12 protein-coding genes are annotated in these 12,042 nt (G+C 50.2%); 9 read left to right on the forward strand and 3 right to left on the reverse strand.

Features of this window, described 5'->3' with window-relative positions; translation table 11 throughout:
- Positions 1-56 precede the first annotated feature (56 nt).
- On the forward strand, positions 57-1,406 hold the full coding sequence (locus AC0YNS_RS09025) for a beta-propeller fold lactonase family protein (RefSeq protein WP_475780653.1): 1,350 nt from the start codon (positions 57-59) through the stop codon (positions 1,404-1,406).
- Between the two features lie 61 nt (positions 1,407-1,467).
- Here the strand turns inward: AC0YNS_RS09025 and AC0YNS_RS09030 are convergent, their stop codons facing one another.
- Positions 1,468-2,235 (reverse strand): alpha/beta hydrolase, encoded by a 768-nt coding sequence (locus AC0YNS_RS09030; RefSeq protein WP_475780654.1) that lies wholly within the window; start codon positions 2,233-2,235, stop codon positions 1,468-1,470.
- 106 nt (positions 2,236-2,341) lie between these two features.
- Here AC0YNS_RS09030 and AC0YNS_RS09035 point away from each other — a divergent pair, with 106 nt between their 5' ends.
- The 3 genes from AC0YNS_RS09035 to AC0YNS_RS09045 all read left to right on the forward strand — a co-directional run bounded on the left by AC0YNS_RS09035 (position 2,342) and on the right by AC0YNS_RS09045 (position 6,017).
- Entirely contained in the window at positions 2,342-3,304 is a 963-nt protein-coding gene (locus tag AC0YNS_RS09035) for a serine hydrolase domain-containing protein (protein WP_475780655.1), read from the forward strand.
- Between the two features lie 65 nt (positions 3,305-3,369).
- Positions 3,370-5,142, forward strand: coding sequence for an ABC transporter ATP-binding protein (locus AC0YNS_RS09040; protein WP_475781008.1), 1,773 nt, complete (start codon positions 3,370-3,372; stop codon positions 5,140-5,142).
- A gap of 74 nt (positions 5,143-5,216) precedes the next feature.
- Complete coding sequence (locus AC0YNS_RS09045) at positions 5,217-6,017, forward strand: sugar phosphate isomerase/epimerase family protein (protein ID WP_475780656.1); 801 nt, start codon at positions 5,217-5,219, stop codon at positions 6,015-6,017.
- Positions 6,018-6,167: 150 nt separating this feature from the next.
- On the opposite strand, the gene AC0YNS_RS09050 is transcribed toward AC0YNS_RS09045, so the two are convergent.
- Positions 6,168-6,323 carry a DUF1540 domain-containing protein gene (locus AC0YNS_RS09050; protein ID WP_475780657.1) on the reverse strand — a complete coding sequence of 52 codons (156 nt, stop codon included), beginning with the start codon at positions 6,321-6,323 and terminating at the stop codon, positions 6,168-6,170.
- A gap of 114 nt (positions 6,324-6,437) precedes the next feature.
- Between AC0YNS_RS09050 and AC0YNS_RS09055 the strand changes: the two genes are divergently transcribed.
- Positions 6,438-7,745, forward strand: a complete 1,308-nt coding sequence (locus tag AC0YNS_RS09055; RefSeq protein WP_475780658.1) for a chloride channel protein — start codon at positions 6,438-6,440, stop codon at positions 7,743-7,745.
- Positions 7,746-7,775: 30 nt separating this feature from the next.
- On the opposite strand, the gene AC0YNS_RS09060 is transcribed toward AC0YNS_RS09055, so the two are convergent.
- A complete protein-coding gene (locus AC0YNS_RS09060) occupies positions 7,776-8,246 on the reverse strand; it encodes a C40 family peptidase (RefSeq protein ID WP_475780659.1) in 471 nt (156 codons plus the stop codon).
- 246 nt (positions 8,247-8,492) lie between these two features.
- On the opposite strand from AC0YNS_RS09060, the gene AC0YNS_RS09065 reads away from it, so the two are divergent.
- From AC0YNS_RS09065 to AC0YNS_RS09080, 4 genes are all read left to right on the forward strand, one after another.
- Entirely contained in the window at positions 8,493-9,026 is a 534-nt protein-coding gene (locus AC0YNS_RS09065; protein ID WP_475780660.1) for a hypothetical protein, read from the forward strand.
- A gap of 91 nt (positions 9,027-9,117) precedes the next feature.
- Positions 9,118-9,441, forward strand: a complete 324-nt coding sequence (locus tag AC0YNS_RS09070; protein ID WP_475780661.1) for a metal-sensitive transcriptional regulator — start codon at positions 9,118-9,120, stop codon at positions 9,439-9,441.
- 107 nt (positions 9,442-9,548) lie between these two features.
- Complete coding sequence (locus tag AC0YNS_RS09075) at positions 9,549-11,777, forward strand: heavy metal translocating P-type ATPase (RefSeq protein ID WP_475780662.1); 2,229 nt, start codon at positions 9,549-9,551, stop codon at positions 11,775-11,777.
- Positions 11,778-11,801: 24 nt separating this feature from the next.
- A complete protein-coding gene (locus AC0YNS_RS09080) occupies positions 11,802-11,999 on the forward strand; it encodes a cation transporter (RefSeq protein WP_475780663.1) in 198 nt (65 codons plus the stop codon).
- Positions 12,000-12,042: the final 43 nt, after the last annotated feature.

The raw sequence follows: 12,042 nt of genomic DNA on the forward strand, positions 1-12,042 counted from the left end.
ATTTACTCTAGCATCTCATAGGATAGAGGAATGGAAGAGTAGAGGAGGCGTCCCCTTTGCCGATCTTGGACACCGGGCTGCTGATTAATCGAGAACGAAGACGAACGGAAAGCCTTAGAATTACGGTCATGAATCGCGGAAGACAGCAAGCATCGGCAGGCATTCAAGTGTATACGATTGCAACCGAAGCGGCAGCTTCAATGGATTCGAAACTGGTAAACAGTGATCAAGTAGGAGGGGGGTACGGGAAGCTTGTGATGCGCAGGCTGGCTATCGTAGAGCTTCAGCCTGTTGGTTATTCAAGCGGCACGTTCACGGTCCAGCATGAGGTCAGAGAACTGGATCAATTTGGCGTTAGTATTACGGCGAACGGTCTTGCGGCCGGTGAAGTGTTTGCTACGATGGCGGAGGTTGATGACCAAGGAGAGGTGATCGCCCAGCATAACTTGCAGGTCATGTCCTCGCTGATGGATGAGATGATGCACGCTTACGTAGCCAATCATACCGGTCACACCGTAACCGTAATTCAGACGGCAACGAATACGAGAGTGGCAACGATCCCGTTCCCGGTTGGAAGCAGTCCGCGTCAGCTGGACTTTACCCCGAATGGGCGAGAAGTGTTAGTGACCTGCCAAGGGGATAAAACGGTCAAAATCATCAATACGCTCACGCATACCATCGCAGGAGAAATCACGTTCCCGGTAGGTGCAGTGCCGCTTGCGGTTGCCGTATCGCGCAATAGCGGCAAAGCTTACGTGACGACGATGGTAGAGGACTACATCGTCGTCATTGATACGGAAACCCGTTCGCTTATTAAGCTGATTTCGCTGCCTTCGGGCAGTGATCCGGTTGCGGTGGCAATCGCGCCTGATGGACAGAAGGCTTATTGCTGCTTAATTAACAAAGGCTGCATCGCGGTCGTAGATACGATCACCCATACTATTGTGTCCACGATCAAGCTGCCTCATGGGGCCAAGCCATCCGCGATCGCGTTTACCCCAGACGGTGAAATCGCCTATGTAACCGATGTGCAATTTGAACGAGTATATGCGATTCGGACTTCTACGTTCACCATTACGGCTACAATCAAGCTGGATACGGGCAATGATCCGCAGAAGCTTGTTATTACGCCGGATGGTGCATTAGCTTATGTGGCGAGCCGTGGTGGCGACGAGATCGTGGTCATCAATCTGTCGCGAAATGAAATTCTAACTCGTATCGAGCTGCCGGCAGGGAGCAATACGAGTGATATCGCGATTACTGCAGATGGTTTGAAGGTATATGTGACGATACTAACCTTTGGTTATGTTGCGGTAATTGAGGTTGCCAGTCAACTGCCGATTGCGATTCTGCCAACGGGCAGTTTCCCGTCCGGTGTTGCGATATCGCCGATTCTGCTGGATTGACCAAACAAAGCCGCGGTAGGAATGAGCATAAGAGCTCAATCCTTCCGCGGCTTTGTTGTCTTTATTCCAGCGGCAGCCATGCAAGCACACGCTGAATGTGCTCGTCCCAATAGCCCCATTCATGCTCGCCTGGCCCTTCTTCATAGGTAAGGGGCAGTCCAAGCATCTCGGCATGTTCACGGAACCGCACGTTGTGGCTGTATAAGAAATCCTCGGTTCCGCAGCATTGATAGAGCTTCGGAATCGGTTTGCCGGATGCAGCAAGCTTCTCCGCAGCCAGGAACAAATTGTTGGGCAGCTCATCGACCTTTTCCTGTGAGCCAAAAATCAAGTTATAATCAAGGGAGACACGATCGTTTAAGTCACTCAAGTCAAGCGCGCCTGACAAGCTGGCCGCAGCCGCGAAGGACTCCGGTTTATTCAGAGCGAGCTTAAATGCGCCATAACCACCCATAGACAAGCCTGCAACGAAATTATCTTCTCTGCGGTCCGACAGCGGGAAGAAGGAACGGGCAATGGCAGGAAGCTCCTCGCTAATAAAAGTCCAATAATTGCCTCCTAAGGCCATATTCGTATAGAAGCTGCGGTGTACGGATGGCATAACAACAGCGATGCCAAGCGCGGCTACGTAACGCTCAATTGACGTTCGTCTAAGCCAAATCGTGTGGTCATCCGATAAGCCGTGAAGCAGGAATAAAGTCTTATGTTTCGTCTGGCCGGCATGAGATGCCATTCCGATCTGTGAAGGAGCAACCTGTGGTAATATAACGTTCATCGACATGGACAAGCCAAGCACTTCCGAATAGAAATCACATTGAATAAGAGCCATACCGTTCAATACCTCCGGATTATTCGCATTTGTAAGGATTGGACAAGCTATTCTTATTTTACATGCCGGCATTCCATTCAGCCAGTCAGAAAGGAACTAAATACATATGGACTTACTTACGCCTGCGTCATCCAATAGGGCTAAACTCGATACGGATGAATTACGAAATCATCTGGAAACTTGGAAAATAAACGATGTCGTCATCCTGCGGGGCGGCGAGCTGCTATGGGAGTGGCATGACAAGAATGCGGACCGAGTCAGCGCGATCTACTCCTGTACGAAGAGTATTCTCTCTGCCTTAATCGGCATCGCCATAGAGCATGGCCATATTAACAGCATTGACGAGCCGATTGCCGACTACTTTCCCGCGCTTGCAGCAACTGATGATCGACGCAAACGTTCCATTCGAATCAAGCATCTGCTATCCATGACGTCCGGACTGGATTGGCCGGATTTCGATAAGCCGTATTGGAAAATGAAGCGTGCGGACGATTGGATATCTTTCATTCTCTCGCAGCCAATGGCGCATGAACCAGGAGAAGCTTTTGCCTATAATTCCGGAGGTTCTCATTTATTATCTGCCATTCTGACGAAAGCAACAGGAGCATCAACCTATGCCTACGCTGAGGAGCATTTATTTCAGAAGCTGGGTTTTCGTAAACCGAGATGGAACAGTCACGATGGCATTTACGAAGGTGGAGCGGGACTGCATATGACGTCCAGAGATATGGCGAATTTCGGTCAGCTGTACTTGCAGGGCGGGCTATGGGAGGGGGAGCAGGTTATTCCACGGAGCTGGGTCGAAACTTCAACCACGGTTCATCATAAAGGACTGGCTCATTTTGAGCCTCCGATATTCGGCGAATACGGGTACCATTGGTGGATATCGACAGAGGCGCATAATGGTGTGGTAGACTACTGCTTCGCCAAGGGCTACGGGGGACAATATATTTTCATCGTACCGTCTTACGATCTCGTTGCTGCTATTCGTAAAGAGCCTGAGGGCAAGAGCAGCGCGGTGGCAGCCAAACAAATTCTGTTCCAGCATATCCTTCCGTTCTGTTCATAATCTGTTCAAAAACCGCTGATATGCTTAACGCGTACTACAGAATAGATACGCAGAGGAAGGAACTGATTGCAATGAAAGACCAGGCACAACCAAGCGGCGGCTGGAAACCGCTGCTGCGATTGATCGGACAAACAAGACCGTCTAAAGGACTACTTATTACAGCCATATCGATGAGTTTAATCGGGACATTAATTTCGCTTATCATACCGTTGTTTACGAAAAATCTCGTGGACGGCTTCTCGATCAGCAATCTCAGCTGGCAGCAAATAACGCTGTTCGGCGGTATTTTTGTCCTACAAGCTCTAGCCAGCGGGTTCTCGATGTATATGCTGAATGCGATAGGGCAGCGCATCGTGGCCAACTTGCGCGACAGGCTGTGGAAGAAGCTGCTGAAGCTGCCGATTCCGTTCTATGACAATCATCGTACAGGTGAGACGATTAGCCGAATGACCAATGACACCGGCGTCGTGAAGCAGCTGATCTCTGAGAATTTAACGAATTTCTTAACGGGGATTATCTCGGTGATCGGATCGGTTGCCGTATTGTTCTATATGGATTGGCAAATGACCGCAGTCATGCTCGGCGTTATTCCGATTGCTGCCGTATTCCTGGTCCCGCTGGGACGTCAAATGTATATCGTTTCGAAAGGATTGCAAGAAGAAACCGCATCGTTCACGACTACGCTGACACAGGTTCTCTCTGAAGTCAGACTTGTGAAGTCCATGAATGCCGAGAAACGCGAATACACGGCAGGCAGCACGAGAATCAGCAGTCTGTTCAGCTTCGGCTTGAAAGAAGCGCGAATTCAAGCGATGATTGCACCGCTCATGTTTTTCGTTATGATGATGCTGCTTGTGGTCATTATCGGTTACGGCGGTGTGCGGGTGTCCTCAGGTGCCTTATCGGCAGGCGAACTCGTTGCCTTTATTCTGTACCTCATTCAAATTGTCATGCCGATGACGCAAATCACTTCATTCTTCACGCAGTTTAAGAAAACAGTCGGTGCGACGGAACGGATCATTACGATATTGGAAGCGCCGGAAGAAGATCACGAGGGGGGCAAGCCGGTTGATCGTACAGATCAAGCGATATCCGTTAATGATCTCAGCTTCAATTATGCGAATGGCGAGCCGGTGCTGGCTGAGCTGAATTTCCGCGTGGAGCCGGGTACGGTTACGGCAATCGTGGGACCTAGCGGTGGCGGGAAAACAACCCTGTTCTCTCTGCTGGAACGGTATTATGAGCCGACAGGCGGTTCAATCAAGCTTGGTAAGGAATCCATCGACAACTACAACTTGAGGTCTTGGAGAAGTCAGTTCGGGTATGTGTCGCAGGAAAGTCCATTGATTGCAGGCACGATCCGAGACAATTTGTGTTATGGCATGGATCATGAAGTCAGCGAAGCTTCAATTGTTCATGCAGCGGAAATGGCTTATGCCCATACATTCATCAGCGAGCTGCCGAATGGTTATGATACGGAAGTCGGCGAACGCGGCATCAAGCTTTCCGGTGGTCAGCGTCAGCGTATTGCCATTGCCAGAGCGCTGCTTCGTGATCCGAAGATCCTGATGCTGGACGAAGCGACATCAAGTCTTGACAGTAAATCCGAGGTTGTTGTTCAAGAAGCGCTGAAGAATTTAATGGCGGGGCGAACGACGCTGGTCATTGCACACCGGTTATCAACGGTTGTAGATGCCGATCAAATTCTGTTCATTGAGAAAGGGAAGCTGACCGGAAGCGGGACGCATGATGAGCTTCTTGAATCTCATCCGTTATACTTGGAATTTGCCACGCAGCAGCTTCGTTTAAATGAACGAGAAACCGTAGAATTAGAGTAGTCAGCGTGGACGAGCACGTGTATAGTAAACTGTGGTAATTTTAAAACAGGTATAGGTCTGAGGAGGAACATGAAATGCAAACGAAGTTTCTGAAAGCATTGTGGGGAATGGAAGGCACATATCGGGATATGTTTACCCGGATTAAAGCAGCAGGTTTTGACGGTGTTGAAACACCGATGCCTGAGGCCGATCAAGAGAATGAATTCAAGGAACTGCTGGAAGAGTTCAAATTTGACTTTATCCCGCAAATCTTCACAGGCGGCGCTGATCATGCAGCAAGCTTCGCTGAGCAAGTGGAGCGCGCGGTTTCGTTTAAACCGCTCTTCGTAAACTCCCATAGCGCACGTGATCATATGACATTCGAGCAGCAAGTTAACTTCTTCGAACAAGCGCTTGCAGTAGAACGTGCAACCGGCCTTGCGGTTGGTCATGAAACGCACCGTCAACGTGCGATGTTCACGCCATGGACAACGGCTCGTTTGCTTGAAGCGCTCCCTGAGCTCAAAATCACAGCAGACTTCAGCCACTGGACTTGCGTTTGTGAGTCGCATCTGGAAGATAACAGAGCGGATATCGAGCTTGCGATTTCCCGTACGCTTCATATTCATGCGCGTGTAGGATATGCGGAAGGACCGCAAGTACCGGATCCATCGGCACCGGAATACGCTTACGAAGTGTCATTGTTCGAAGGCTGGTGGAAAGAAATGATCCAAAGCCGTGCGGCACAAGGACATGCTGTTTCCACGGTCGTGCCTGAATTCGGACCTCCGGGCTACATGCACACACTTCCACACACGAACCAACCGGTTGCAGATCTGTGGGAAGTGAACGATTGGATCTACAAACGTTTCCGTGAGAACGTGAAGATCTGGTAAGCGTAAAAAAAAATTGCAATTTCCATTCTCAATGATAATTATTATCACTGTTGGCTATACTACGGTATAGAAGGACAGGACGAGCCGCCTTCTGGTCGAGGCGGCTCGTTGTTGTTTCATCAGGAATTATTACACAATCGGAACATTCAGCTAGATTTTCGGTTCAAAGGTTTTGCAATCTGTCTCTTCGGAATTGTTTGCTTGTTTCCCGCGGTTACTCACCACATAAATGGAAGAAGCGTTGCAATGGTTGCCTGCAGCCCAATACTTGCAGGAGTTAACTTCGCAAAGTACATCTTTCGCCATCTGAACTCACCTCCGTTCTCATTTAGGATGGTCGTTTTGGCATGCCTTTTATACGCTGTTGCAGAAGTTTATTGCCTGTATAGCTGTGAAGCGGCTATGATAGGGAGCAAATAGATGGCAAGGGCGACGATGACGATGATGCGAAAGAGTATCCTGTGGATGCTGTATAGTGTGGTAACGGGAATTGCGGTGGGCTCGGCTGCTGCTTTATTTCTAGCCGGACTCGAATATGCAACTTATCTTCAGAATTCCTTTTCTTGGCTGATGCTGCTTCTGCCTGTTGCCGGAGCAGGGATGAGCTGCTTATTTGTGAAATATGGAGCGAATACCGCAAAGGGTAATAATCTCATTATTGAACAAATACGCAGGCGCGATGATCATCTCCATCTCTATGAACGAGTCCCAATTCGGATGGCTCCACTCATCCTGCTGGGTACATGGATCACGCATTTATTCGGCGGATCAGCCGGCCGAGAAGGAACGGCTGTTCAGATGGGCGGCAGCCTTGCCGATTGGTTTGGAAGGACATTTCAAGCTGATGCAGCAGGCAGAAGAATCCTGCTGTTAGGTGGCATAAGTGCCGGATTCGGTGCTGTATTCGGGACGCCATGGGCTGGTGCGGTCTTTGCGCTTGAAGTTGTAATTAGGGGCAGGAAGCTTGCCTATAACGCGATCTTGCCATGCCTCGTTGCAGCATTCGTAGCGAATTATACGACACTGGCCTGGGGGATTCACCATATCAAGTACAGTATGGGGAGTGATATTCCTTCACTTAGCTGGGTTGTATTGCTGAAGGTGTTGATTGCATCGATCTTGTTCGGATGGATGAGCCTGATCTTCACGGCCGCGATTCAATTCGTTAAGCGAATCTCCTCGAAGCATATTCCACTAGGCTGGATTAGAGCTTTCGTCGGAGGATTGCTCATCATTGGATTAGTCTTAGGAGCCGGTACACGAGAGTATCTGGGGTTAAGCTTACCGCTTCTTGTGCAATCGTTTCAGGAGCAGGTGCCGGGTGCAGCATTCCTATGGAAAACTTTGTTTACAGTTATTACGTTAGGCACGGGTTACCTTGGAGGAGAAGTTACTCCGCTGTTTGTCATTGGAGCCGCGCTCGGCAATGCGCTCGCGCCGCTTCTGCATGTAAGTGTTGCCTTTCTAGCCGGGCTTGGGTTAATTGCGGTATTCAGCGGAGCTGCCAACGCACCGCTTGCTTGCGCCGTTCTTGGTATAGAGCTGTTCGGTACTTCCGGAGCCGGCTATATGCTTCTGGCATGCCTCGTCAGTTATATGTTCTCCGGACATAACGGCATCTACAGCTCGCAATTAATCGGCGTCGCCAAGCCGCGCTATTATATTAAAGTGCCCGGTCTAAGCATGCTGCATTCGAAACGAGAAAAGGGAAGAAACGCTCAGCGGTGAGCGTTTCTTCCCTTTTAAGTTAACCTGCTTCTAGGATACGCGGCGTGCTGTAGCGTAGTGATCGCTCCACCAACCGGAATTGATGCTCGAGATCATGACGCCCGGCTTACCGTAGGTGTGAATCATTTTGCCGTTGCCGATGTAGATGCCGACATGGTGAATCGGTTTATAGAAGAAAACCAAATCGCCTGGCTTCAAGTTGCTTTTGCTTACATAAGAACCGACTTTGGATTGGCTCTTAGACGTACGCGGAAGCGTTGTACCATACTTCTTAAATACGTATTTGGTAAAAGAAGAGCAATCAAAGTAACGTGTTGTCGAAGTGGAAACGCCATATTTATAAGGTGTACCGAGATATTTTTTGGCTGTGCTGATAACGCTGCTTGCTTTCGAAGCTGAAGTTGCATGAGCCGGAGTAGCCTGTAATGCCACTGTACCGCCTGTAAGTAAAGTGAAGCTCAATGTGATGCTCATTACAAGTTTGCTGATTTTTGTTTTCATGTTGAATTCCCCCTGTGATGTTCATCTAAGTAGTTTTAAATGCCTTTGCCTTGGGACAAACGACCTAGGAACATCATAGCACATAAAAAAATCCCAACATTTACTTGGAAAGCGGATTCACAAGGAATGACAAGGGTTTCAGCCGAAGTATGAGAAATGCATTAGAAATTCTTCATCGAACGAATATTGACAGACGCCGCGGAATACTATCATGGAATGATGGGGTGACAAAGGGGCGTTTGATTGATGAATTACTTCTATATCGGCAGTATTGTTGGGGTTGCAGGCATGTCCGTCTGGTCGATCATTCGTACATATTTAAGAAGTCAGTTCATTAGCTGTATGGCCGGCATGATGATTGCAATGACGATTGGGATGATGACCAGCGTCACTGTAGGTACAATTGCAGGGGTCATGTATCCTAAGGATTTAACCTTCCCTACAGCGGCCTCGGTGCTGGTTGGGCTTGTCTGCGGTTACTTGGCAGGGAAGCCTGTCAGTACGATGGCAGCGCTTGACGGCATGCTCGCAGGGATTATGGGAGGCATGATGGGTGCCATGCTTGGCGTCATGATGGGCACTCATGCCGTGATGATGGTGATGTTCGTCGATGTGCTGTATCTGTTCGTTCATCTGGTTGTTCTGCAGCTGATTCGGGAAGAATCACAGGAAGTGAACATAGAAGCGCAGGAAAGCAGTAAACAGACGTCGCTGCTGCATCCGCTCGTATTCGGGCTTGGCATATTCGTGCTTGCAGCCGTGTTTCTGTATCAAGGTTAAGCGAACGCAGCGCAGCGAAGAGGCGGGAGAGTGAAGTTGTATACCCCCTGGAGGTATGATATAGTGAAAGATAGGAAAAGGGGGATGTGGGATGAACCATACCGAGCACGAGCATTGCAACGATCAAGCCGGTTCTGTCCGGCGCAGTGCGCATGCCGATGAAATCAAGAACAGCTTAATTACGCGATTGAACCGAATAGAGGGTCAAATTCGCGGTTTGAAAGGGCTCATTGAGAAGGATACGTATTGCGATGATGTGCTCAATCAGATTGCCGCTGCTCAGTCGGCCTTAAATGGGGTCGGGAAGCTGCTGCTGGAGCATCACATGAATAGCTGCGTTATCGAACGCATCCAGCAGGGAGATCATGATGTCGTTAAGGAACTGCTGGTGACCATGAACAAGCTGATGAAATAACAGACCGACAGACCGGAAGAGCAGGCTGTGCGGTCTTTTTTACACCACTTGTAATACCCCCATGGGGTATGATAAGATGATGTTGAGAACATACCCTCCAGAGGTATATGGAAGGGAGAGAGGAACCTATCGTGGCGACACAGAAGACTACTCTGCAGATCAGCGGCATGACATGTGCCTCTTGCGCAGCTCGAATCGAGAAGGGGCTATCGAGACTTGAAGGTGTCACGAGTGCCAGCGTGAATTTGACGATGGAAACCGCTCGTGTGGAATATAATGAAGCTGTCATCGCCGTAGGCGACGTGATGAGCAAAGTGGATCAGCTTGGGTTTCATGCTGAGCTACATAAAGAGATGTCGCAGCTCGGCGAACAACGCGTAGCGGGTTTGAAGCAGCTGAAGCTTCGGTTACTTGTTTCGGCGCTGCTCTCTTTGCCGCTGCTGTTAGCTATGGCAGATCATTTCGCTTTTGCATCATTTCTTCACATTCCGGGCTGGTTAATGAATCCTTGGCTGCAGCTCGCTTTGGCTACACCGGTTCAATTTGTAATCGGAGCTCCGTTCTATATAGGCGCTTATAAGGCATTACGCGGAAGAAGCGCCAATATGGATGTGTTAGTGGCGATCGGAACATCTGCGGCTTATTTCTATAGTTTGGTCGAGACGCTGGCATCCCTGGGGGATAGCATGCATAGTGTTGAACTGTATTATGAAACGAGTGCGCTGCTCATCACCTTCCTGCTGCTCGGGAAGTTACTCGAAGCGCTGGCGAAAGGTCGTTCCTCACAAGCGATTAGTGCTTTAATTGGTCTGGCACCTAAGCAAGCCGTCGTCATAAGAGAAGGAATCGAGGTTCGCCTGCCGATTGAAGAGGTGCAGCCCGGTGATTTAGTCGCCGTGAAGCCGGGGGAGAAGATCCCCGTCGATGGCGTTGTGCTGGAAGGCAGCTCATCCGTGGATGAATCGATGCTAACCGGAGAGAGTTTCCCTGTTCACAAGCAAGCGGATGATCCGCTTATCGGGGCAACGATTAACGGAAACGGAGCTCTTGTCATGAGAGCCACGAAGGTGGGCAAAGAAACCGTACTGGCTTCCATTATCCGTATCGTGGAGGAAGCGCAAGGCTCGAAGGCGCCAATCCAGCGAATTGCGGATGTTATCTCCGGCATATTCGTCCCAATTGTGATCGGAATCGCTGCAGTGACGTTCCTCGTATGGTACTTTGCGCTCGAGCCCGGTGCATTCCCGGAGGCGCTGCGCAAAGCGATTGCTGTGCTTGTTATTGCCTGCCCTTGTGCACTTGGTCTCGCTACGCCAACCTCAATAATGGCCGGGTCAGGTCGGGCTGCTGAGCTGGGCATCTTGTTCAAAGGCGGAGAGCACCTTGAGCGAGCGCATCTCATTGACGCTGTGCTGCTCGACAAGACGGGAACCGTTACTGAAGGGAAACCGAAGCTGACGGGTTATCAGGTTGAGGCGGGGTTTCAAGAAGAAGAGCTGCTTCGATTGGTTCTTACAGCAGAGAGCAGCTCGGAGCATCCGCTTGGCGAAGCCATTGTCGCAGGTCTTCTTGAGCGGGGGACCGAGAAGGCAGCGGCCATCGAAACGTTCACGGCGATACCCGGCTTCGGGATCGAGGCGCGTATCGAAGGGAAGGGACTGCTTGTCGGCACTCGGCGCCTGCTAGCGCAGCATAGCGTCGAGGTTGCGGATCAATCGCAGGTTAGAGAGCTGGAGAATGCCGGTAATACCGTTGTACTCGCAGCTGTAGATGGCGTGTACGCAGGTTACCTCGCGGTTGCCGATCGGATCAAACCGACATCTCGCGCGGCGGTCGAGGCGCTGCAAGCACTTGGTTTGGAAGTTGTATTGATCACAGGGGACAACGCTTCAACAGCGCGGGCAATCGCGGAACAAGCAGGGATCGGTACCGTCCTTGCCGAAGTTTTACCGGAAGGTAAGGCAGAGGAAGTGAAGAAGCTTCAAGCGCGCGGACTTAAAGTAGCGATGATTGGCGATGGCATCAATGATGCACCGGCACTCGCTACCGCTGATATCGGCATGGCCATGGGAACAGGTACAGACGTTGCCATAGAGGCTGCGGATATTACGCTGATGCGCGGCGATTTAAGCAGCATTCCCGAAGCAATCGCGCTTAGCCGCAAAACCATGAGCAACATCAAGCAGAATTTATTCTGGGCGCTTGCCTATAATGCAGTCGGGATCCCGATTGCCGCAGCCGGCTGGCTCGCCCCATGGGTGGCAGGGGCTGCGATGGCACTGAGCTCTGTTTCCGTCGTACTCAGCGCCTTAAGACTTCAACGATTCCGCAAATAACTTTGATTAGAGGAGCGATTTCGAATGACAACTACCATTCAAGTGAAGGGCATGTCCTGCCAGCATTGCGTGAACAGCATCGAGGGAGCACTGAAGAAGAACGGCGTAGCGGCAAAGGTTGATTTGCCCGGCAACCGGGTTACGGTCGATTATGAAGAGAAATCGATCTCTCTGGACCGCATCAAAACGTTGATTGAAGATCAAGGATTCGATGTCGTGTAAGCACATGTGGCAATTCTTTCATCAAGGCTAATCCACGAGATGG

The sequence above is a fragment of the Paenibacillus sp. J22FR21 genome (genome assembly GCF_056269135.1).

Excerpts from the sequence above, each read along its gene's own strand:
- AC0YNS_RS09080 (WP_475780663.1), top strand. The coding sequence starts at position 11,802 with ATGACAACTACCATTCAAGTGAAGGGCATGTCCTGCCAGCATTGCGTG.
- AC0YNS_RS09050 (WP_475780657.1), bottom strand. The coding sequence starts at position 6,323 with ATGGCGAAAGATGTACTTTGCGAAGTTAACTCCTGCAAGTATTGGGCT.
- AC0YNS_RS09070 (WP_475780661.1), top strand. The coding sequence starts at position 9,118 with ATGAACCATACCGAGCACGAGCATTGCAACGATCAAGCCGGTTCTGTC.
- AC0YNS_RS09030 (WP_475780654.1), bottom strand. The coding sequence starts at position 2,235 with ATGGCTCTTATTCAATGTGATTTCTATTCGGAAGTGCTTGGCTTGTCC.
- AC0YNS_RS09035 (WP_475780655.1), top strand. The coding sequence starts at position 2,342 with ATGGACTTACTTACGCCTGCGTCATCCAATAGGGCTAAACTCGATACG.
- AC0YNS_RS09055 (WP_475780658.1), top strand. The coding sequence starts at position 6,438 with ATGGCAAGGGCGACGATGACGATGATGCGAAAGAGTATCCTGTGGATG.
- AC0YNS_RS09060 (WP_475780659.1), bottom strand. The coding sequence starts at position 8,246 with ATGAAAACAAAAATCAGCAAACTTGTAATGAGCATCACATTGAGCTTC.
- AC0YNS_RS09065 (WP_475780660.1), top strand. The coding sequence starts at position 8,493 with ATGAATTACTTCTATATCGGCAGTATTGTTGGGGTTGCAGGCATGTCC.
- AC0YNS_RS09075 (WP_475780662.1), top strand. The coding sequence starts at position 9,549 with ATGGAAGGGAGAGAGGAACCTATCGTGGCGACACAGAAGACTACTCTG.
- AC0YNS_RS09045 (WP_475780656.1), top strand. The coding sequence starts at position 5,217 with ATGCAAACGAAGTTTCTGAAAGCATTGTGGGGAATGGAAGGCACATAT.